Source organism: Pseudomonas grimontii (assembly GCF_007858185.1).
GTDB lineage: Bacteria > Pseudomonadota > Gammaproteobacteria > Pseudomonadales > Pseudomonadaceae > Aquipseudomonas > Aquipseudomonas grimontii.
Window position 1 is genome coordinate 61599 of record NZ_VFES01000016.1, and the last position, 22071, is coordinate 83669.

Consider the following 22071-nt stretch of genomic DNA (forward strand, 5'->3'; position numbering starts at 1 on the left):
AAATCGCACTCTTTAGCTGTAGGACCAATCTATTGAGCCGCTCGCGCAATCCCGTGTCGGCGCAGCTTTCTATACAGCGTGTTACGACTGACACCCAACTGCTCCGCCGTGTGGGTCATGTGCCAGCGTTGTTGCTCCAGGGCCGTGAGCAAGGCGAGTCGCTCAGCGTCCCCCAGGGGCGAGTCGGCAAGCCTGGCGTCGGCGACCGGTTGTGGCCGAGTCTGGCGGATCAACGCAGGTAAATCCTCAAGACCGACCCGGCCGTCGTCACACAGCGCGGCCAGCGTACGCAACACCGTGCGCAGCTGTCGAACGTTGCCCGGCCAAGGGTAGGCCAGCAGCGCCGAGCGCGCCGCCGGGTCGAGTTGTACGCTCTGTGCGCCCGCCTCTTGCGCCAGCAGGAAATCCAGCAGTTGGGACTTATCGCTGCGTTCACGCAACGGCGGCAAACCGACTTCCAGGCCGTTGAGTCGGTAATACAAGTCTTCACGAAAACTGCCGTCCTGCACGCGTTCCAGCAAATTCCGGTGAGTCGCGCTGATAATTCTGACATCAACCGCCTGGGGCTCACCGCCGATGGGCACCACCATGCGGTCCTCCAGCACCCTTAACAGGCGCGTCTGTAGCGCCAACGGCATGTCGCCGATTTCATCGAGGAACAACGTGCCGCCGTCGGCCTGTTGCAACTTGCCCTGCATGCCTTCCTTGCGCGCGCCGGTAAAGCTGCCGCCGCGATAGCCGAACAGTTCGCTTTCGATCAGGCTTTCCGGGATGGCGGCACAGTTGAGGGCAACAAACGCCTTATCGGCTCGCTGGCTGGCGTGATGCACGGCCTTGGCGAAGGCCTCTTTGCCGGAGCCGGTTTCGCCGTTGATCAGCAAGGGCACATCACGCTCGAATACCCGCAGCGCCTTGCGGAAATCGTTTTGCAACGCCGGGTCGCCCAGGCAGATACCCGGCAGGCGCGGCCGTTCGGGTTCAGGCTTGACGAACGGCGCTGGCTGGCTGCGCGCCTGCCCACGCAGGGCGGCGAACAGATGCCGGCCATCGCGCGTACGCAAGGGCCAACTGGCCGTCGCATTGGCGCTGGCGCGACCGAGTAACTGATCCAGGGAGCACTCGAAAAACGTCTCCACCGGCAGCCCCAGTAAACCGTCACGCACTTGACCCAACAGGTTCAACGCGCTTTGGTTGACCGCGCAAATGCGCCCTTCGCCATCGAACGCCAACAGCCCCTCGCTGAACAGGCCCACCGACTCGGCCTGCAGGTGAAAGCGCAGCAGCCAATGGTGTTCAAAGTTGCGCAGGAAGTAGCAACTCTCAATCATCTTCGCCGACAGGTTGACCAGCGCCATGGTGTGGAACTGGCTCTGGCGCGACACGGCTTCGCGTGCCGAGGACACATCGAGCACCGCAAGCAGCTCGCCATGGGGGTCGAACACCGGGCTCGCCGAACAGGTCAGCCCGGTGTGGCGGCCACGAAAATGTTCATCGCGATGAATGGTCAACGACTGGCGCTCCACCAGGCAGGTGCCGATGCCATTGGTGCCCTCGCGCGCTTCGCTCCAATCGGCACCGAGCCACAACCCGGCCCGCTCGAAAATCTTGCGCTCGGACGGCGCGGTGACGCAATTGAGGATCACCCCTCGCGCATCGGTCAGCAGCACCGCGTGACCAGCGCCCGAAAGCTGCTGGTGCAGGCTGTTCATCTCGCTGCCGGCAATATGCAGCACCTGTTGCAGGCGCTCGCGGCTTTCCAGCAGGCGGCCGTGCTCAAGCACAGTGGGGGCGATGGTCTGCGCAGGGTCGAGGTGGTAGTCCTCCAGGCAGCGCAGCCAGGAGCGGGCGATGGAAGGATCGCCGGCCGGATCGCGCCCGCGCGCCACGGTGAGGACTTGCTGGGCATGGCGACTGAAATGATCATTGTGCATGTTCTTATTATTCTCCCTGCGTGAGAGTGCCCAGCATCCCCCAGCCCTCCAGCCAATGCAATCCCGCGCCGACCCACTGGTCACGATCTGTACCGTTTATGGCACAAACTGTCACAACGCCTGTACCGCTCCTGCCACAACAAGGCATTGCAACCATCCCCAAGCCCTTGATTTCCCTGGCCTGCAAAGCGCTGGCCCAACCTTTGCTCTACGCTTTACCAAGCGCTTGCGCGCTGCACTCCAATAAACATAAAAGCCAGGAGATACCCACCATGCGTTACGCACACCCCGGTACTGAAGGCGCGATCGTTTCGTTCAAGGCCAAGTACGGCAACTACATTGGTGGCGAATTCGTTGCCCCGGTTGATGGCAACTACTTCACCAACACTTCGCCGGTCAACGGCAAGCCTATCGCCGAATTCCCGCGCTCCACTGCCAAAGACATCGACAAGGCGCTGGACGCCGCCCACGCTGCCGCTGACGCCTGGGGCAAGACCTCGGCCCAGGACCGCTCGCTGGTGCTGCTGAAAATCGCCGACCGCATCGAACAGAACCTCGAACTGCTGGCCATCACCGAAACCTGGGACAACGGCAAGGCCGTGCGTGAAACCCTCAACGCCGACATCCCGCTGGCGGCCGACCACTTCCGCTACTTCGCTGGCTGCATCCGCGCCCAGGAAGGCACCAGCGCCGAAATCAACGAACACACCGCGTCCTACCACTTCCATGAGCCACTGGGCGTGGTCGGCCAGATCATCCCGTGGAACTTCCCGCTGCTGATGGCCGCGTGGAAACTCGCCCCAGCCCTGGCCGCCGGCAACTGCGTGGTGCTCAAGCCCGCCGAGCAAACCCCGCTGGGCATCAACGTACTGATGGAAGTGATCGGCGACCTGCTGCCACCGGGCGTGCTGAACGTGGTGCACGGTTTCGGCAAAGAAGCTGGCGAAGCCCTGGCCACCAGCAAGCGCATCGCCAAGATCGCCTTTACCGGCTCTACCCCGGTGGGCTCGCACATCATGCACGCGGCGGCCGAGAACATCATTCCGTCCACGGTGGAACTGGGCGGCAAGTCGCCGAACATCTTCTTCGCCGACATCATGAAGGCCGAACCTTCTTTCATCGAGAAAGCCGCTGAAGGCCTGGTGCTGGCGTTCTTCAACCAGGGCGAAGTGTGCACCTGCCCATCCCGTGCGCTGGTGGAAGAGTCGATCTACGACGACTTCATGAAAGTGGTGATGAAGAAGGTCGAGCAGATCAAACGCGGCGACCCGCTGGACACCGACACCATGGTCGGCGCCCAGGCGTCCGAGCAGCAGTTCGACAAGATCCTGTCCTACCTGGAAATCGCCAAGGGCGAAGGCGCGCAATTGCTCACCGGCGGCAAGGTCGAACAGCTCACTGGCGATATGGCAGGCGGCTATTACATCCAGCCGACCCTGCTCAAGGGCACCAATGAAATGCGTGTATTCCAGGAAGAAATCTTCGGCCCGGTGGTGAGCATCACCACCTTCAAGGACGAAGCCGAAGCCCTGGCGATTGCCAACGACACCGAGTTCGGCCTCGGTGCCGGCGTGTGGACTCGCGACATCAACCGCGCCTACCGCATGGGCCGTGCGATCAAAGCTGGCCGCGTGTGGACCAACTGCTACCACCTGTACCCGGCGCATGCCGCGTTTGGCGGTTACAAGAAGTCCGGCGTGGGCCGTGAGACGCACAAGATGATGTTGGATCACTACCAGCAGACCAAGAACTTGTTGGTGAGCTACGACATTAATCCGCTGGGCTTCTTCTAATTAACCTCCCCTCCCACCGTTGAAATGCAATCAAGTGTGGGAGGGGGTCTATCCCTTCCCACACTTAGATCTTCATAAGTACTTGCGAATTGCATTCGGCACACAGAGGCCGAGTTAAAAACAATAACAATGAAAGGTACTTCTTCATGCCTAGCGAACCGACTGGATCTTCCGTCGACTTCGAAAAAGTCGACTCCCAATATTTCCAACAACGCGAACTTAAAAAAGGCGCCGCCGGCTGGGTACTGCTGGTTGGCCTTGGTGTTGCCTACGTCATCTCGGGCGACTATGCCGGCTGGAACTTCGGCCTGGCCCAGGGTGGCTGGGGCGGTATGTTCCTCGCCACATTGCTGATGGCCACCATGTACCTGTGCATGTGCTTTTCCCTGGCCGAACTGTCTTCGATGATCCCTACCGCAGGCGGTGGCTACGGTTTTGCCCGCAGTGCCTTCGGGCCCTGGGGCGGGTTCCTGACGGGCACCGCCATCCTGATCGAATACGCCATCGCCCCCGCCGCCATCGCGGTGTTTATTGGTGCCTATTGCGAGTCGCTGTTCGGCATCGGCGGCTGGATGATCTACCTGGCGTTCTACATCATCTTTATCGGCATCCATATCTTTGGCGTCGGTGAAGCCTTGAAGCTGATGTTCGTGATCACCGCCATCGCCGCGATTGCACTGGGCGTGTTCCTGGTGGCAATGGTGCCGCACTTCAATGTCGCCAACTTGCTGGATATTCCGGTAAGCGAGGCCAAGGGCGCCAGCACCTTCCTGCCATTTGGCTACGTCGGCGTGTGGGCAGCGATCCCCTATGCGATCTGGTTTTTCCTCGCCGTAGAGGGTGTGCCGCTGGCCGCCGAAGAAACCAAGAACCCCAAGCGCGACCTGCCCCGGGGCCTGATCGGCGCCATTGTGGTGCTGACCAGCTTTGCCTTGTTGATCCTGGTGATCGCACCGGGCGGCGCAGGCACCTACGCGCTGATCAAATCCGGTAACCCGCTGGTGGAAGCGCTGGCGCTGTCCTATGGCGGTTCGACCTGGATGGGCAGCTTCGTCAACCTGGTCGGCCTGGCCGGCTTGATCGCCAGCTTTTTCTCGATTATCTACGCCTATTCACGGCAGATCTTCGCCTTGTCCCGTGCCGGCTACCTGCCGCGCAAACTGTCCCAGACCAATAAGAGCAAGGCACCGGTACTGGCGCTGGTGATCCCCGGCATTATCGGTTTCGGCCTGTCGCTGACCGGCCAGGGGGATTTGCTGATCCTGGTGGCGGTGTTTGGCGCGACCATTTCCTACGTGCTGATGATGGCCGCGCACATCACCCTGCGCATCCGTCGCCCCAAAATGGACCGTCCTTATCGCACGCCGGGCGGGATCTTCACCTCCGGGGTGGCCCTGGTTCTGGCCTGCGTGGCGGTCGTGGCGGGCTTTTTGGTGGATCCACGGGTAGTGATTGGCGCCGCAATCATCTATGGAGTATTAATTGCTTACTTTGCTTTCTACAGCCGGCATCACTTGGTAGCAGGCACGCCCGAAGAAGAATTCGCCGCGATCCAGGCCGCAGAGGCCGCCTTGCACTAACTGCCGTAAACCTCGACGCGGGCTCCTCTCCTGCCCGCGTCGTCAAGGAGACACTGTATGGCAAGCTTTTCCCACGCGGTGGGTGCACAAACCTACCGTTTCGACAGCCTCAAGGACGTGATGGCCAAGGCCAGTCCCGCGCGCTCCGGGGACTTTCTCGCCGGCGTCGCCGCGCAGAACGACGGTGAGCGGGTGGCGGCGCAAATGGCGCTGGCGAATATCCCGCTGAAACACTTCCTCGAAGAAGCGCTGATCCCCTATGAAAGCGATGAAGTCACCCGGCTGATCATCGACACCCACAACAAGCAGGCTTTCGCCGTGGTCAGCCACCTGACCGTCGGCGGCCTGCGCGACTGGCTGCTCAGCGACGCCGCCGATGAACAATCCCTACGCGCATTGGCGCCGGGGCTGACACCGGAAATGGCTGCAGCCGTGTCCAAGATCATGCGCGTGCAGGACCTGGTACTGGTGGCGCAGAAGATCCGTGTGGTCACCCAGTTTCGCGGCACCATGGGACTGCGCGGGCGCCTGTCGACCCGCCTGCAACCCAACCACCCGACCGACGAGCCGGCGGGCATCGCTGCGAGCATTCTCGACGGCCTGCTCTACGGTAACGGCGACGCCATGATCGGCATCAACCCGGCCACCGACAGCATCGCCTCGATCTGCGCCATGCTGGAGATGCTCGACGCCATCATCCAGCGCTACGAAATCCCCACCCAGGCTTGCGTGCTGACCCACGTCACCACCTCCATCGAAGCCATCAACCGCGGCGTGCCGCTGGACCTGGTGTTCCAGTCGATTGCCGGCACCGAGGCGGCCAATGCCAGTTTCGGCATCAGCCTGAGCGTGCTGCAGGAAGGCTACGAGGCGGGCTTGAGCCTGAACCGGGGCACTCTGGGGCAGAACCTGATGTATTTCGAAACTGGCCAGGGCAGCGCCTTGTCGGCTAACGCGCACTTTGGCGTCGACCAGCAAACCTGCGAAACCCGCGCCTATGCGGTGGCCCGGCATTTCAAGCCGTTCCTAGTCAATACCGTGGTCGGCTTTATCGGCCCCGAGTACCTGTACAACGGCAAACAGATCATTCGCGCAGGCCTTGAAGACCACTTCTGCGGCAAGCTGCTGGGCGTGCCCATGGGGTGCGACATCTGCTACACCAACCATGCCGAAGCAGACCAGGACGACATGGACACCCTGCTGACCCTGCTGGGCGTCGCCGGGATCAACTTCATCATGGGCATCCCCGGCTCCGACGACATCATGCTCAACTACCAGACCACCTCGTTCCACGACGCCTTGTACGCTCGCCAGACCCTGGGTTTAAAGCCGGCGCCGGAGTTTGAACAGTGGCTGGCCAAAATGGGCATCTTTACGCAAGCCGACGGCAAGGTGCGCTTCGGCAACAGCTTGCCACCGGCGTTTCGCCATGCTTTGGCGCAATTGGGATGAAGGAGCCACCTGTGCAACTCGACCTGCCTGAAAACCCGTGGCTGGAACTGCGCCGCCTGACCCCGGCGCGGATTGCCCTGGGCCGCACCGGCACCAGCATTCCCACCAACGCCCAACTGGACTTTCAATTTGCCCACGCCCAGGCGCGGGACGCGGTGCACCTGCCTTTCGACCATGCCGGCCTGAGCAGTCAACTGGCCGAACGTGGGCGCGATAGCCTGCTGCTGCACAGTGCCGCAACCGACCGGCATAGCTATCTGCAACGCCCGGACCTGGGGCGGCGCTTGAGTGATGAGTCGGCCCAGAGCCTGCAGGATTACGCGGCTGCGCATCCCGGCGGCATGGACCTGGCGGTCGTGGTGGCTGATGGTCTGTCGGCGCTGGCGGTGCATAAACATACGTTGCCGTTTCTGACGCGCATGGAAGAACAGACCCACGCCGAAGGGTGGTCCTTGTCGCCGGTAATCCTGGTGGAACAGGGCCGCGTGGCGGTGGCCGACGAAATCGGGCAACTGCTCGGCGCCAAGATGGTGGTGATCCTCATCGGTGAACGGCCGGGGCTCAGCTCGCCGGACAGCCTGGGCCTGTATTTCACCTACAACCCCAAGGTCGGCCTCACCGATGCCTATCGCAACTGCATCTCCAATGTACGCCTGGAAGGCTTGAGCTATGGCATGGCGGCCCATCGCCTGCTGTACTTGATGCGAGAGGCGTGTCGCCGACAGCTGTCGGGGGTCAACCTGAAGGACGAGGCGCAGGTTCAGACGATCGAATCCGACGACCCGGACCTGATGAAGGGCAACTTCCTGCTCAGCCCACCCACCGACTGATCCCGGCACGATTGCGCTTTTTCGCGTCTTTAGGCAGCATCAAGTCACGGCCGCGCGTGTGGTCATACCCATTTGGAAGTTGAGGCCTGGCATGCGGATTACTCAAGCGACCCTGGAACACCTGGACCTGTTGACCCCGTTGTTCGTCAAGTACCGCGAGTTCTATGGGGCCCTGCCCTTTCCGGATTCGTCACGGGCCTTTCTGGAAAAGCGCCTGCGCCGCAAGGAGTCGGTGATCTACCTGGCGCTGCCCGATGACGACGACAAACGCTTGCTCGGGTTCTGCCAGCTTTACCCGAGCTTTTCCTCGCTGTCGCTTAAACGTGTGTGGATCCTCAACGACATCTATGTCGCCGAAGACGCGCGCCGCCAACTGGTGGCGGATAACCTGATACGCACGGCGAAGAAAATGGCCAAGGAGACTCACGCGGTGCGGCTGCGGGTATCGACCAGCAGTGATAACCAAGTGGCACAGAAGACCTACGAGTCGATCGGTTTTCGTGAGGATACCGAGTTCAAGAACTACACCTTGCCGATCAGCGAAGACTGACTGCCTGACACCTTGTGGGAGGTGGCTTGCCCCCGATAGCGGCTTTTCAGTCAGACTATTTATAACTGACACTGCCCCATCGGGGGCAAACGCCCTCCCACAGCTGATTCCGTGGCGTCCAGCGCACCGCACACCGCGACATCCCCCGCTACAAAACCAACACGCTTTTCACCTCTCAATCCGTATAATGCGGACCTTTCAGGGTTGTAAGAAACACTACATACACTTGTAGCCTTATTACCCGAGCTTCCGCACAAGCCTGCTGAGCCGGGCTATTCACACAGGTGCCATCCATGGATTTCAACCCGCTCGACCTTATCCTGCATCTCGACGTGTACCTCGACATGCTGGTAACCAATTATGGTCCGTGGATATACGCCATTCTGTTCCTCGTCATCTTTTGCGAAACCGGCCTGGTGGTCATGCCGTTCCTGCCGGGTGATTCGTTGCTGTTTATCGCCGGCGCCGTCGCTGCGGGCGGCGGCATGGACCCGGTATTGTTGGGCGGGCTTTTGATGTTGGCGGCAATCCTCGGCGACAGCACCAACTACGTGATCGGGCGAACGGCGGGAGAACGCCTGTTCAGCAACCCGAACTCGAAAATCTTCCGCCGCGACTACCTGCAAAAAACCCACGATTTCTACGACAAGCACGGCGGCAAAACCGTGACGTTGGCGCGCTTCCTGCCGATCCTGCGTACCTTTGCGCCGTTCGTCGCCGGCATCGCGAAAATGCCCTATGCACGGTTCTTCGGTTTCAGCGTGCTGGGCACCATCCTCTGGGTTGGCGGCCTGGTGACCCTGGGCTACTTCTTCGGTAACGTGCCGCTCATCAAGAAAAACCTCTCGCTGCTGGTGGTGTTCATCATCCTGCTGTCGCTGGTGCCGATGATCATTGGTGTGTTCCGCAGCCGCTTTGGCCGCACCTCTTCAGAAGCCAAGCCGCAGTAACCCGGCATGTGGTCCCTTAGCGCCTGGCGTCGCCGGCGCCTGCTGGCCAAGCACCCGATTGCCGATGACACCTGGCAGCGGGTGCGCCACCACCTGACCTTCCTCGACGGCATCAGCGCCGAGCAGGACCAGTGGCTGCGCGAAGCCTGCGTGGTGTTCCTCGCCGAAAAACACCTCACCGCCCTGCCCGGCGTCGACCTGCACCAGGAACAACGCCTGCTGCTCGCCGCCCAGGCGCAATTGCCATTGATGAACCTCGGCGACCTCGACTGGTACCAGGGTTTCCATGAAATCGTGCTGTACCCCGACGACTTCCTCAGCCCCCAACGCCATCGCGACAGCAGTGGCATTGAACACGAGTGGGACGGCGAACACAGCGGCGAAGCCTGGCAGCAAGGCCCGGTGATCCTCGCCTGGCCCGGCGTGCTCGCCAGCGGTCAGTGGGAAGGCTACAACCTGGTGATCCACGAACTGGCCCATAAGCTCGACATGCTCAACGGCGACGCCAACGGCCTGCCGCCGCTGCACCACGACATGCGCGTGCAGGAGTGGGCCAGCGTGATGCAGAGCGCGTATGACGACCTCAATCGCCAACTGGACGCCAACCCCGATGCCGAGACGGAGATAGACCCGTACGCGGCGGAAAACCCGGCGGAGTTCTTTGCGGTCACCAGCGAATATTTTTTCAGCGCCCCGGATTTACTCGTCAACAGTTATCCACAGGTGTACGCCCAACTCAGCCGCTTTTACCGCCAGGATCCCTTGGCCCGCCTGACCCAACTGCAAGCGCACGACCCGCGTTATCAGCCACAAGGCGAATGACCGTACGACGTCTGGCGCATGGCATCGCCGTCAGAATATGCCTATAATCGCCGCCACTTTTAGGCCAATCCGGCCATGTCATATGGCCAACTACGGGGGCAACGCCCAATGAGCTACAGCAAGATTCCGGCTGGCAAAGACCTGCCGAACGACATCTACGTCGCCATCGAGATTCCGGCCAACCACGCGCCGATCAAATACGAAATCGACAAAGACAGCGACTGCCTGTTCGTTGACCGTTTCATGGCCACCCCGATGTTCTACCCGGCCAACTACGGTTTTATCCCGAACACCCTGGCCGACGACGGTGACCCCCTCGACGTACTGGTCGTAACCCCTTACCCGGTTACCCCAGGCTCGGTCATCCGCGCTCGCCCAGTCGGCATCCTGCACATGACCGACGACGGCGGCGGCGATGCCAAAGTTATCGCGGTACCCCACGACAAGCTGTCCCAGCTGTACGTGGACGTGAAGGAATACACCGACCTGCCGCCACTGCTGCTGGAACAGATCAAGCACTTCTTCGAGAACTACAAAGACCTCGAAAAAGGCAAATGGGTGAAGATCGACGGTTGGGGCAACGCAGACGCCGCCCGCGCCGAGATCCTGAAGTCGGTCGCTGCCTACAAAGGCTGATACCCGCTACTCATTGCCTCGGCAATTGAAAAAGCCCCGATCATTCGGGGCTTTTTTTGTGGGAAAAATTAAACGACAAGTTCAACTTTTTATAAACTTAGTTTAACCATCCTTCAAATCCGAAGTACCAAGCTACAACTAAGCAAAAACCTACAGGCCTAACTCAACGCATGGTTTATTTGATGTGTTTTCTCGGCCAGTAAACTCTGCGTTTATGAATACATCAGGTGACCGCTTAAAAGCGCTATTAAGGGAAGTTCATCTTTCCGCCTCCGACTTCGCCAAGAACCGTGGTGTCACGCCTCAACACGTGAACAACTGGTTCAAACGCGGTGTACCCATGGGCCGACTCAACGAGATCGCAGAACTGCTGTGCATCTCCAGCCGTTGGCTACGCACCGGCGAAGGCCCCAAACACCCACCGGCCAACTTCCTGCTGGAAGGCCCAAGCACCAGGAAAGGACTCCCCGCCCGCGAAGAAAGTGGTAAATACCTCACAGGCCCCGCCTGCCGCCCGGAAAAAGTCGACGTGGAGATCCACCTCCACCCCACCTTCACCTCAACCGAACGCATCCGCGTCTCCCTGCACACCCTCGAAACCCTCAACGTCAACCCCGACCGCGCCCTGGGCGCCTACATGGTCGACAACAGCATGATCGACATCATCCAACAAGGCGCCACCCTCGCCATCGACAAGGGCCGCACCCAAATCATCGACGGCGAAATCTACGCCGTCGAACACGATGGAATGCTACGCATCAAATACCTCTACAACCGACCAGGGGGCGGTTTGCGCATGCGCAGCCACAACGCCGGCGAACATCCGGATGAATACCTGACGCACGAGCAACGGTTCGAACAGAACTTCCAGATCGTGGGCTGGGTATTCTGGTGGTCCACCCTCAACAACCGCCGCCCGCCCGTGCCGCTGGATGAGCATCTTTTGGGCTGGGAAGGCTCTAAATCGGATCCGGAGGTGGGCAACTGAAGTGAATGTGGGTATCATGCGCCGCACATTTGGCAGGGGGTGGCTTTGCGGCTATTCACCCTGCTCGGCGATGCGGAGGAGCTCCCGCGGATGCCCCTACTATTCAGCCCGACGCAATGTGGGCTGAGCGATTTGAAGGCTGCTGAGGTTTGTCAAAAACAAGCTGAGGCAGTCAGCGAGAAGCCGGCCACAAGCCGGCTTTTTAATGCCTGATAAGTATCGCGACTCAATTGTCCAACAGCTGTTGGACAATTGAGTAATCAAAAGCGGGTGCTATACCCTGCCCTTCTCTCAGTCGCCTCACGCGGACTGCATACACTCCACAGCCCGATCCGCCACCATCTTCGCCATCTCCACCAAATGCATCACCGCTCTCTGCGGCGCACCCAATGGCTCCCCAAGCACCTGCGAAGTCGCCACCGCACACTGCAGCAACTCAGCCACGCGCACCCAAGCATCTTCGAAACTCAGCTCTTCATTGACAACAAATGGGTAGGTCACACCCGATGAGGGCGAATCCGCAACAACGTTATCCATAGCAAACCTCCAATCGATAATTTGGAGCTGCCACTAACCGCGACTAAACGAAAGGTGGCAGCTGTACGCAGGTTAGTCGACCGGTCGATTGGAAACCCGGCGCACCCGGAGGTGCCCTGCGCACAGCCACCATAAGATGCAGGCGAAGGGGCCTGACTCATGAGTTGCTTATGCGCCAATCGAATCCGGGCGACTAAACCCGATCACTGAATGTGCAGTGACGATTCGCAGCCTAGTCGTGCATTTTCGCTAGCGCAAGCGACTGGGATTTTCTAGGAAATGTCCCGCAAATGAAAGGGATCTAACCTGCTGGCACAACGAATTCGAGAACGCTGTGGGACTGCTGACTCCTATGATTTTTCAGCAGTCCTCCATGATACGGACGGCCATTGCATGCCAAAGCGATATCAAAATAGAATCACTTATCTCATCCTGCCAACTGATGAGCGAGCAGGAATGAAACAACTTCAGCTCATACACAGGTCAAGGAGACCGATATGCCGGATATCAAGGAACAAAAACTCCTCTATCACCTCACTTCGCTGGAAAACCTGAGCAGTATTTTTCAGAGCGGACTTAAACCGCGAGCGCAGCTCAAGGCGTTCGAAGATGTGGCTGATGCCGAGATTCTGAAAAAACGACAAGGTCTCGCACTAGAGCAGTACGTACCTTTCCACTGGTTTGCCGCAAACCCGTTCGATGGAAGCGTTCAACGCAGAAGGCCTGACGCTCAATTTGTCGTGATTACGGTTCATCGAAACCTGGCAATTAGAAACAATGGAAAGTCATTCCCCGCCATCCATTGGCTAACGATGCCATTCAGTTGCTCGATTATGCTGAGGGCTTCGAGGCGATCAATTGGGAGCTCATGAATGCCAGGGACTACCATGACCCACAATGCAAGAGCATCTGCATGGCTGAATGCCTATCGCCCGATGTAGTTTCCCCTAACGATTTCTTCAAGGTTTTTGTTTCTAATGCAGAAGTAGAAGCCCTCTGCGAGTCTAAAATGCGCGAGGCAGGCGTTAATGTACAAATCGGAGTGAATCGAGGAATGTTTCTTAGATGATTTATAGCAACCTGAATCCAGAAAAGGCTCTGATCTGGCGGATCGTTCATCGCGACAATCTGCCCTGGATTCTGGACAACGGCCTGCACTGCGCCAGCTCCGAGGTGCAGGCACCGCAGTACGTGAACATCGGCAATGCTGACTTAATCGACAAACGCCGCACTCGCTGCGTTCCTATAGCACCTGCAGGCGTGTTGGCCGACTACGTGCCCTTCTACTTCACGCCTTTCTCTGTGATGATGAAAAACATTCAGTCGGGATGGAGCGTTCAGCAGCGCAGCAATGACGAGATTGTGATTCTGGTCTCCAGCCTGCCACGCGTCGCCGAGCTTGGCCTACCGTTCGTCTTCACAAACGCACATGCGTACCCGGATTGGACAGACTATTACAGCGATCTGACGAATCTCCACGAGATCGATTGGTCTATCCTTCAACGGCGTGACTTCAAACGTGACCCCGATGACCCTCGCAAAATGGAGCGTTATCAGGCTGAAGCGCTGATTCACCACCACCTACCGATTACAGGACTCCTTGGCATCATGTGTTATACCGATGCGATGAAAGAACGCATAGAGCAGGACGTTGCCGCCAGAGGCCTGACGTTGTCTGTGCATGCGCGTCCGGGATGGTATTTCCAATGATCAGATTCACCCAAGGCAACCTTCTGGAAGCCAACACCGAAGCCCTCGTCAACACGGTGAATACTGTGGGCGTGATGGGCAAGGGCATCGCGCTGATGTTCAAAGAGCGCTTTGCAGAAAACTATCGCTTGTACGCGGCAGCCTGTAAGGCTGGCGAGGTAGAGACCGGAAAAGTTCACGTGACTGCGGTCAACGAATTGGACGGTCCTTGCTGGATCGTTAACTTCCCGACCAAACGTCACTGGCGATCACCATCACAGATGGCATGGATAACGGAGGGTCTACACGATCTACGTCGTTTTTTGCTCGAAAACCATGTGAAGTCTGTGGCGGTCCCCCCCCTAGGTGCAGGTAACGGCGGCCTGAAATGGCCAGACGTTCGCGAACAGATCGTTGATGTCTTGAGTGATCTGGATGTTGATGTACTTGTGTTTGAGCCTTCCAATCAGTACCTGAATGTCGCCAAACGGAGCGGCGTGGAGAAGCTCACACCAGCCCGCGCACTTATTGCGGAACTGGTTCGGCGATACTGGGTGTTAGGAATGGAATGCAGCCTGCTTGAGATTCAAAAGCTGGCCTGGTTCCTGGAGCGTGCTATTGAGAAGCGGCCAGACCTCAAGAACCCGCTGGACCTTAAGTTCGTTGCTCATAAGTACGGGCCGTACGCCAATCGGTTGGAACATCTGCTTAACAACCTGGACGGTAGTTATCTGCATTGCGATAAGCGCATCGGTGATGCGGAAAACAGTGATGTGATCTGGTTCGACCAAGACCGCAAAGCCTTTCTACAAACCTATCTTAAAACAGAAGCCAAGGAATACTCCGAAGCCCTGGAGTGCACTGCCGAATTGATTGACGGCTTTGAGTCACCGTTTGGTATGGAGTTGCTGGCGACAGTCGATTGGTTGCTGAGCCAGAAAAATATCTCCCCTAGCGTCCCTGCTGTGCGCGAGGCATTGAAGCAATGGGAGGGCGGAGCCGGTGCTGGAGCTCGCAAGAACAAACTGTTCGACGACCAAGCGCTTGAGATTGCACTCAAACGACTTACGCATAACCACTCAAATGCTCAGATGGCTACCTGCTGAGAATCAGAAATTTGCCCGCTGACGCGGGCATTTAGCCAATCGGTTGAGGCGTGTCGGTCCAGTACTGACTGAGAAGCCCAGCAGGCTGTTTCAACCCAATATCAAATGCGGCAAAAACCGGCTCGAATCCTTGGTAATCAAACTATTATCCTCCCGCACCCCAATCCCCGCCGCCTGGTCCCCAATCACCCAAGACCCAATCAACGTATAGCTGTCCCCAAACCGCGGCAACGGCGCAAATTCCTGAAGAATAAACGGCGCATCCGTATAGGGACCGTCCTCTTTCACGATCAGCCCATCAGCCGTTTGCAGTTCGATATTCGCCCCTTCCCGTGAGAAAAACGGCTTGCGCACCCAGCCCTTCGGCACAGCTTTACCCGGTTCGGTATCCAGGTGGGCGGCGAGCAAATTCGGATGGCCTTTGTTGAATTCCCACAGCAGCGGCAGGATGCCTTTGTTGGAGAGGATGGATTTCCACGCGGGCTCGAAAAACTGCGTGTCACTCTCGGCAATCGCCGAACCAAAGGGCTCGTGGAAGATGAATTCCCAGGCGTGCAGTTTGAACAGGTGAGGAATCCAGCGGTCCTGGAGGTCGACGAAGCGGCCTTCGCTGGTCAGGCCGATGTCTTCGATGTCGATGTGGCGTGATTCGATGCCGACTTTTTCCGCGACGAGGCGCAGGTAGTCGGTGGTGCCTTTGTCTTCGGTCGACCCTTTCATCGAGGCGAAGTAGAAAGGCTGGTTGACCTGCAGTTGGGCGAAAGCCTGGTGCAGTTTGGTGTCGATGCTGTTGAACTGGTCGGCATGTTTGGGCAGCAGGCCGCGTTCGATGCATTGCTCGAGCCAACCCCACTGGAACGCCGCGGCCTCGTAGAGGCTGGTCGGTGTGTCGTAGTTGAGTTCCAGCAGCTTGGCAGGGCCGGTGCCGTTGTAGGAGAAGTCCATGCGCCCGTACAGGTGCGGGTGGCCTTCGAGCCATGAGGTTTTGATCATGTCGAAGAACGGCGCGGGAATGCTCAGGCGTTCGAGCAGTTCTTCGCTCTGGACCACGCGGGCGACGAGGTCCATGCACATGTCGTGGATCTCGGTGGTCGGGTCTTCGAGGTCGTGCTCGATTTGCTTGAGCGTGAACTGGTAATACGCGCTTTCGTCCCAGTAGGGTTCGCCGTCGATGGTATGGAACAGAAAGCCAAGGTTTTCAGCGGTCTGTTTCCAGTCATGACGCTCTGGGCAATGGATTTTCTTCATGGCCCGGTCTCCTTAACTGCTCGACCCACCGCCGCCCCAACCACCGCGTGCGCTGGCCTTGCTGCCGAAGCCGCCACGGGAGGTGGCCGACGCCACGGAGCTCGACTGGCTGGAGGAGCGCAGCGTGTTGGTGTAATTGCTGCTGCCGTAACGGGCCTGATTCGAGCGGCCAAACGTCGCGCCATTGGAGACACGCTGATTGAGCGTCGAGTTGCCGTAATCACCGCGATCATCGCGATAGCGATACACCGGCTCAGAACGGTAGCTGTTGCGATTGCTGCTCAGCATGTTGCCGATCAGCAGACCGGTCAGCAGGCTGCTGGTGGAGAAGCCGGAGCCGCCGCTTGCCTGAGCGTTACCCGCCTGTGCGTTAGCAGCGTCTACCTGGGATTGTGTCACCTGGCCTTCGGCGGTCAGTTCGAAACCGCCCAGCTTGGGAATGAACTGGCCATTGGAGTCCAACTGGCACCAGCCGGCGACAAAGTCGGCATCGCAATCGGCCTGGCTGGCGTATACCGGGGCGATGCGGCGATGCTCGGCCATGGCGGTCATGTAGGCGTCGGAACAGACGTCCACCGGAAGCTTTTCATCGGCACATTGCTGAACCGACTGGAAGTTGTACTTCTTCTGCAAATCGTAGGTTTTTTCCGTCGGCCCACAGCCGGATATCGCCATGGCGACCGACGCTGCCAGCGAAAGCTGGACGTACTTGCTTCGTTTCATCGGGAGCTCCGTGCGCAATCAGTTCTGGGTAGGCGTCATGCAGGCGGCATTCAACATGCCGACGCTGATGGCCACGGCGGCCACGTAGATGCCCGCTGCGAGCTCGCCTCTCTTGATGCGCTCGGAAGTGCCTTTGAGCACGAGGCTGGTCAGCAGAAACGCCAACAGTTGGACGACGGCTGCGATCACCGCCCAGACGACGAAGTCGAGGATGCTGATCGAGTAGGCAATCACGTTGCTGGCCGGAATGGCGAAACCGACGATGGCGCCGCCCAGGGCGACGGCCGCGGAAACGTTGCCCGCCCGGATCAGCTCGAACTCCTTGTGCGGGGTGACGCGGGTGTAGATGAACTGGAACAGTGCGAACAGCACCGCCGCCCCCAGAATGTAGGTGACAAAACCGACAACGGCGGCTTTGTTCAGGGAGATGGAGAGAGCTTCTAGCATGGACTTCTTCCTTTTTTAGAGCGCATTCAAGTCGGTTGTGTACAGCGAAATGCCCAGCGACGTGCTCAGGCTGACGGTGCCTTCAGCGTCTTCTTCGACAGAGAACAGCAGAAACTCGCGTCGATCGGTCAGGCCTGTGTCACGGGCATATAGCATCGAACGGTGCTCGACGCTGTAGGAGTGCTCGGGGTTTATCACGTGCTCGCTCATGGCCACCAATTCTGTCTGGCCATCCTCGCTGCCCCATACGCGCGCGTATTCGACGCCGTTGTGGGTGTAGGTCGGCAACCCGATCAGGCTCTGCGGCCCCGCCAGCCGGCGCAGTTCAGCTTCGCTGCTGAGGGTGACGTAACTCAGGTAGTTGAACAGGATCACAGACTCGACCTGCCCGGCGATGTCGCCCGTGGTGTGCACCTGCAACCAGTAATCTTCGTCGTTCATGTAGTAGCGCGACAGCCAGGTCGACTGCCCGAGGTCAACGGTGCCGTTACTCCAGATCTCCTGGGAGCCGGGGATAACCACCGTGGTTTTCCCGTCGAGCAACAACTTCAGGGTCGTGTCGAATATCACGCCTTTGCCCGGAGCCAGGCCCAGCGGCCCGGTGGTCGGCAGGGGTTCGGCGGCGGCGCCTTTTGAGTGTGTATTCGCTTGCGGGGCCTCAAGCCCCATCAACTGTTTAAACCATCCCATTGGAGATTTCCTTGAGGCGGGTGGAGGCGATGTAGAAGAGTTCGCCGCCTTCAACGCGCGTGGCGCTGGGCGGGTTGATCGACGGTTGCGATGCACCCTTGGCGCGATAGCCGATGAGGGTGGCGTTGTGGCGCTCTTTCATTTGGGTGTACAGATCGCCGAACGTAGCTTCAAACGCCTCGGGCAATCTCATCAGGTATTGGGTGGCACCCTGCCCCACGCACAGCAGCTCATTAATGACCACCGACGAGCCCGGATCCTGCGAGGCGCGCACCAACATCTCGATGGCCATGCTTGACGTGCATTCCAGGCTGGGGGCGTAGGAGCTGGCCAGTGCGGCAATTTCACTTTCATTGAAGTGGGCGACTACATGCCCGACAGGGCTCAGTTGATTCACTGCCAGCACGGTGGCCAGCGTCAGATCATCAGACGGGGTTCGCACCAGCACACGCTCGGCACCGGGCACACCGGCACGTAGCAATAGCGCTGTGGAGGACAGGCTTTCACCACGGATGAACGCCGCTTTGCCCGGCATCGGGTTTTCGTCGAGGGTGCAATCGCAGATGACGATCAGGTTGTCGTTCGAGGTTTCGTCTTGAAGCAACAACTCGATGACCCGCTCACTGGGCGCGCCCTCCCAGCCAATGAGCACGGTATGGCCGATTTTGCCGGTGAAATCGCCTTTGCCCTTCATGCCTTTTCTCCATGCATCGATGACAGTGCTGGTGGTTTTGCCGATGGCTGCCGTCAGCAGCGCAATGCCCCCGAGCATGACCCAGGTTGCCACGAATACGCGCCCCGCCGAGGTCTGTGGCGCAAGATCGCCATAACCGACGGTCAGCGTGGTGGTGAGATAGAAGTAAACAAACGTGGCGGGGGCGGTGAGGTGTTGTTCGCCCAGGTACACCAGGCCCAGATAAGCCGTGCTCAGGTGTACACCCAAGGCAACGACCAGGCCTGCCCAGCCGAAACGGTGAAAGAGGGAGGAGGCGTACATGCGCAGCAAAAGAAAAATCGACATTCCGTCCCTGACTCCCTGGGTGCTTGATTCCCGATGACGCCACCGCATCGACGTCCGGCTGCTCAAGTGCGTTCAGCCGGCATTAAACCTGCTGCGTGGCTTGGAGAGAAGTACCTTGGCTGCAATAAATCCGGCGAATGCACCAAACAGATGCCCCTCGAAGGAAACACCCTGGCGAGGCAGGAAGCCAAGGATCAGGCCGCCATACAGTACCGCCACGACACCGGCCGTTATCAAGTTGCTCCAGCTCCGGTGGAACCAGGCGCGAGACAACAGGTAGGCCCATAACCCGAAGACCCAGCCGCTGGCCCCCACGTGTATGCCCGCAAATCCGAACAGCCAGACCAGCGAACCGCCCAGCAGGATAATGATCGCGCTGACGCTAACGAAGCGATTAAGCCCTTCGATAATCACCAGGGTGCCCAGGATCAAAAAGGCAACCAGGTTCGCGCTCAGGTGGGCGAACGACCCGTGCAAAAACGGTGAGGAGAGGATGCCGGGCAGCCCCTGCAGCGTTCTCGGGATCAGGCCGAACGCCATGAGGCTGTAACCGGTCGCCACATTAAGCAGTTGCAGCGCGACCATAAACAGAGCCAAGCCTGCGATTATCTTGAAACCCTTCAGGGCATCCATCCTGACCTCGACGTAAAAAAGAAGGGCAGGTACTGCCCTTCCTGCGGCGACGTTGCTTACTCGGCCGACTTTTGCTTCAGACGCTCCAGAATTGCATTGGCGCTGCCTTCGTTCGGCGTGATGCCGGCGTCGCGCAGCTTGCGTTCCAGGTCGGTCCCCGTGGACGCCTCAACCAGCTCATCCTGGGCTTGCAGTTCGGCGGCGCGTTGCTGCTGCTTGGCCTGCAAACGATTCAGCGTACCGACGGCGGTTTCCAGCTTGCCGTTGGCACCGCCGCTGGCGATGGAAGCGCTGACCTGGGCCTTCTGTACGCTATCGCGCGCCTTGGCCATATCCACTTGCTGGCGCAGGCTTTTGATCCGGCTTTCGGCCTTGGTGATGTCCTTGCGCATGCTGTCCGCATAGCCACCGAACTCGGTGGCCTGCTTATGCTCGACCTCCCGCTCGTTGGTCAGGCTCGAAATGGCTTCGGCCACTTCCAGGGCGAGGTCTTCACGATTGGCCTGCAGGGCAGCCACGGCCTTGGACTCCAGGTCCTTGATCTTGGCGTCGTACTCATTGACGCGATCAGTCGCCAATTTGTGCTTGGCCATGATGCTGACCAACTCACGCTTGGCGTTGGCCAGCGCAGTGTCGGCATCGCGGATTTCCTGATCGAGGATGCGCAGGGCCTGTTGGTCGACGATCGATTCGCCGACTTCGTTGGCACCGCCACGCAGCGCGGTGAACAATTTACTCCAGATGGACTGAGTCATTGGATACTCCCGAATACTTAATTGAAGAAACGTTCGAAGGCTTCGCTGGCGCGCTGCACGTTGTCGACCAGGGTTTTCACCTCGGTCACGATATTGGTCAGGCTGGAGTCGGAGCTCAACGCGCCGAACATGTTGTAGACAACTTGCCCGTTAGGCATGGACTCGATACCGATGGAGGACAGCGGGAACATTTCCCGGCTGCGCAACACCGCGTCATTGAATTTAGCGACATCGTTGATGGACTCGACATCGACTAGAACAGTGTCAACGATGATCTGCTCGCCCACCACCGCGATGTAAATCGGCAAGCCACCGAAGTCGTTCATTTCCAGCTTGATGCTGGACTCGGAGCCTTGGACGAGAGAAAGCGTAATGTCCTTGGACACCACGTCGTCCAGGGCCTGAAGAGCGGTGAAGAGACGATCGATATTCCAGTTGTTACCTGCGCTCATGAAATTCTCCGACATGAATGAGCCAGCCAGAATCGGCTGGCGAAGCTGTTTCTCCATCTGCTTGAGCAGGCTTCGATTTTCGGGAAGCACCCAAGTCTCGTGTTTCACGTAGCCGGCGGCCGCCAGGCCTGCACGCATCTGCTTCATATAGAAGCTCGATGGCTTTTTGGCGGACGGCTTCAAGCGCTCTCCCTTGAGGCTTGCTGAATCGGTATCGGGCCCTTTAGGTGGACTCGATGGAGAGCTGCTTTCCATGGTACTGACCTCGCTGTGAAAAACTCACGCGTGAGAAAATCTACAGGCATTTTTTGCCACACTCAATAGCTCACGCGTGAGATTTTTTGACTTACTTTCCCGACCACGAAAAGGATCGGTCCTACTGAAAAATCCCGGATTGTCGCCTTTGAGTTGACGGTATTACCCATTCCAGCCGATTTATCCCCCATCACCCACCCATTAATCTGTGCCCATGTTGAACGCAACGCCCAACCAACCTAAACAAAAAAGGATTCAACCATGAGCACTCCAACCTACAACCGCTTGAACAAAGACGACGCCGTAGTTCTGCTGGTCGACCACCAGACCGGTCTGATTTCCCTGGTCCAGGACTTCTCACCCAACGAGTTCAAGAACAACGTGCTGGCCCTGGCTGACCTGGCGAAGTTCTTCAACCTGCCGACCATCCTCACCACCAGCTTCGAACAAGGCCCCAACGGCCCGCTGGTGCCGGAGTTGAAAGAGATGTTCCCGGACGCGCCATACATCGCCCGCCCCGGCCAGATCAATGCCTGGGACAACGAAGACTTCGTCAAGGCGATCAAGGCCACCGGCCGCAAGCAGATCATCATTGCCGGTGTGGTCACGGATGTGTGCGTAGCGTTCCCGACCTTGTCGGCGCTGGCGGAAGGGTTTGAGGTGTTTGTGGTGACCGATGCCTCCGGCACGTTCAACACAACCGTGCAGCAGGCAGCGTGGAGCCGGATGACCCAGGCCGGTGCACAGTTGATGAACTGGTTCTCGGTGGCGTGTGAGCTGCACCGCGACTGGCGCAACGACATCGAAGGCCTGGGCAATCTGTTGTCCCAGCGCATTCCCAACTATCGCAACTTGATGAATGGGTATGCGGCGCTGACGGCTCACCAGAAGTAAGTCAGCCGAGATTGGCGATAAGCCTGCCCTGAAAAGCAGGCTTTCGTCATTCAACCGAGCTTCCAACTTAAAGAACCACAGCGCACTGC

General features: G+C 58.8%; 22 protein-coding genes and 1 pseudogene. 13 read left to right on the top strand and 10 right to left on the bottom strand.

The window, feature by feature from the left end; all coding sequences use genetic code 11:
* Window positions 1-29: 29 nt before the first annotated feature.
* The gene (locus FIV39_RS23140; protein ID WP_090401900.1) at window positions 30-1931 is read right to left on the bottom strand and encodes a sigma-54-dependent Fis family transcriptional regulator; all 1902 of its coding nucleotides are present in this window, start codon (window positions 1929-1931) and stop codon (window positions 30-32) included.
* A 272-nt stretch (window positions 1932-2203) separates the two neighbouring features.
* On the opposite strand from FIV39_RS23140, the gene exaC reads away from it, so the two are divergent.
* From exaC to FIV39_RS23185, 9 genes are all read left to right on the top strand, one after another.
* Window positions 2204-3724: an acetaldehyde dehydrogenase ExaC gene (gene exaC, locus FIV39_RS23145; protein ID WP_090401899.1), complete on the top strand. Its 1521-nt coding sequence runs from the start codon at window positions 2204-2206 to the stop codon at window positions 3722-3724.
* Window positions 3725-3870: 146 nt separating this feature from the next.
* Window positions 3871-5304: an ethanolamine permease gene (eat, locus tag FIV39_RS23150; RefSeq protein WP_090401898.1), complete on the top strand. Its 1434-nt coding sequence runs from the start codon at window positions 3871-3873 to the stop codon at window positions 5302-5304.
* A 57-nt stretch (window positions 5305-5361) separates the two neighbouring features.
* On the top strand, window positions 5362-6756 hold the full coding sequence (locus FIV39_RS23155) for an ethanolamine ammonia-lyase subunit EutB (protein ID WP_090401897.1): 1395 nt from the start codon (window positions 5362-5364) through the stop codon (window positions 6754-6756).
* Window positions 6753-7586: an ethanolamine ammonia-lyase subunit EutC gene (eutC, locus tag FIV39_RS23160; RefSeq protein WP_090401896.1), complete on the top strand. Its 834-nt coding sequence runs from the start codon at window positions 6753-6755 to the stop codon at window positions 7584-7586. Before FIV39_RS23155 ends, eutC begins: the two co-directional genes overlap by 4 nt.
* Before the next feature lie 91 nt (window positions 7587-7677).
* Window positions 7678-8136 carry a GNAT family N-acetyltransferase gene (locus FIV39_RS23165; protein ID WP_090401895.1) on the top strand — a complete coding sequence of 153 codons (459 nt, stop codon included), beginning with the start codon at window positions 7678-7680 and terminating at the stop codon, window positions 8134-8136.
* Window positions 8137-8429: 293 nt separating this feature from the next.
* The gene (locus tag FIV39_RS23170) at window positions 8430-9086 is read left to right on the top strand and encodes a DedA family protein (protein WP_090401894.1); all 657 of its coding nucleotides are present in this window, start codon (window positions 8430-8432) and stop codon (window positions 9084-9086) included.
* A gap of 6 nt (window positions 9087-9092) precedes the next feature.
* Complete coding sequence (locus FIV39_RS23175; RefSeq protein WP_090401893.1) at window positions 9093-9908, top strand: M90 family metallopeptidase; 816 nt, start codon at window positions 9093-9095, stop codon at window positions 9906-9908.
* 108 nt (window positions 9909-10016) lie between these two features.
* The gene (ppa, locus tag FIV39_RS23180; protein ID WP_090401892.1) at window positions 10017-10544 is read left to right on the top strand and encodes an inorganic diphosphatase; all 528 of its coding nucleotides are present in this window, start codon (window positions 10017-10019) and stop codon (window positions 10542-10544) included.
* Window positions 10545-10758: 214 nt separating this feature from the next.
* Entirely contained in the window at window positions 10759-11532 is a 774-nt protein-coding gene (locus FIV39_RS23185) for a LexA family transcriptional regulator (RefSeq protein WP_090401891.1), read from the top strand.
* Window positions 11533-11832: 300 nt separating this feature from the next.
* Here the strand turns inward: FIV39_RS23185 and FIV39_RS23195 are convergent, their stop codons facing one another.
* On the bottom strand, window positions 11833-12069 hold the full coding sequence (locus FIV39_RS23195) for a hypothetical protein (RefSeq protein WP_090401890.1): 237 nt from the start codon (window positions 12067-12069) through the stop codon (window positions 11833-11835).
* Between the two features lie 497 nt (window positions 12070-12566).
* Here FIV39_RS23195 and FIV39_RS23200 point away from each other — a divergent pair.
* From FIV39_RS23200 to darG, 3 genes and pseudogenes are all read left to right on the top strand, one after another.
* Window positions 12567-13138 (top strand): annotated as a pseudogene (locus FIV39_RS23200) (DarT ssDNA thymidine ADP-ribosyltransferase family protein).
* Complete coding sequence (gene darT, locus FIV39_RS23205) at window positions 13135-13779, top strand: type II toxin-antitoxin system toxin DNA ADP-ribosyl transferase DarT (protein WP_090401889.1); 645 nt, start codon at window positions 13135-13137, stop codon at window positions 13777-13779. Before FIV39_RS23200 ends, darT begins: the two are co-directional and overlap by 4 nt.
* Window positions 13776-14864, top strand: a complete 1089-nt coding sequence (gene darG, locus FIV39_RS23210) for a type II toxin-antitoxin system antitoxin DNA ADP-ribosyl glycohydrolase DarG (RefSeq protein WP_146371614.1) — start codon at window positions 13776-13778, stop codon at window positions 14862-14864. The genes darT and darG overlap by 4 nt, the downstream gene beginning before the upstream one ends.
* A gap of 90 nt (window positions 14865-14954) precedes the next feature.
* Here darG and FIV39_RS23215 read toward each other — a convergent pair whose 3' ends face one another.
* The 8 genes from FIV39_RS23215 to FIV39_RS23250 all read right to left on the bottom strand — a co-directional run bounded on the left by FIV39_RS23215 (window position 14955) and on the right by FIV39_RS23250 (window position 20980).
* Entirely contained in the window at window positions 14955-16112 is a 1158-nt protein-coding gene (locus tag FIV39_RS23215; protein ID WP_090401887.1) for a glutathionylspermidine synthase family protein, read from the bottom strand.
* A gap of 12 nt (window positions 16113-16124) precedes the next feature.
* Window positions 16125-16835 (bottom strand): DUF1190 domain-containing protein, encoded by a 711-nt coding sequence (locus FIV39_RS23220; RefSeq protein WP_090401886.1) that lies wholly within the window; start codon window positions 16833-16835, stop codon window positions 16125-16127.
* Between the two features lie 18 nt (window positions 16836-16853).
* On the bottom strand, window positions 16854-17282 hold the full coding sequence (locus FIV39_RS23225; RefSeq protein ID WP_024077626.1) for a DUF350 domain-containing protein: 429 nt from the start codon (window positions 17280-17282) through the stop codon (window positions 16854-16856).
* A gap of 15 nt (window positions 17283-17297) precedes the next feature.
* Complete coding sequence (locus FIV39_RS23230; RefSeq protein WP_090401885.1) at window positions 17298-17972, bottom strand: DUF2491 family protein; 675 nt, start codon at window positions 17970-17972, stop codon at window positions 17298-17300.
* On the bottom strand, window positions 17959-18993 hold the full coding sequence (locus tag FIV39_RS23235) for an ion channel (protein ID WP_090401884.1): 1035 nt from the start codon (window positions 18991-18993) through the stop codon (window positions 17959-17961). Before FIV39_RS23235 ends, FIV39_RS23230 begins: the two co-directional genes overlap by 14 nt.
* Window positions 18994-19065: 72 nt before the next feature.
* The gene (locus tag FIV39_RS23240) at window positions 19066-19626 is read right to left on the bottom strand and encodes a rhomboid family intramembrane serine protease (RefSeq protein ID WP_090401883.1); all 561 of its coding nucleotides are present in this window, start codon (window positions 19624-19626) and stop codon (window positions 19066-19068) included.
* A 56-nt stretch (window positions 19627-19682) separates the two neighbouring features.
* Window positions 19683-20381, bottom strand: a complete 699-nt coding sequence (locus FIV39_RS23245; RefSeq protein WP_090401882.1) for a PspA/IM30 family protein — start codon at window positions 20379-20381, stop codon at window positions 19683-19685.
* A 17-nt stretch (window positions 20382-20398) separates the two neighbouring features.
* On the bottom strand, window positions 20399-20980 hold the full coding sequence (locus FIV39_RS23250) for a YjfI family protein (protein ID WP_090401881.1): 582 nt from the start codon (window positions 20978-20980) through the stop codon (window positions 20399-20401).
* Between the two features lie 369 nt (window positions 20981-21349).
* Between FIV39_RS23250 and ycaC the strand changes: the two genes are divergently transcribed.
* Window positions 21350-21982, top strand: a complete 633-nt coding sequence (ycaC, locus tag FIV39_RS23255; RefSeq protein ID WP_027605204.1) for an isochorismate family cysteine hydrolase YcaC — start codon at window positions 21350-21352, stop codon at window positions 21980-21982.
* Window positions 21983-22071 lie beyond the last annotated feature (89 nt).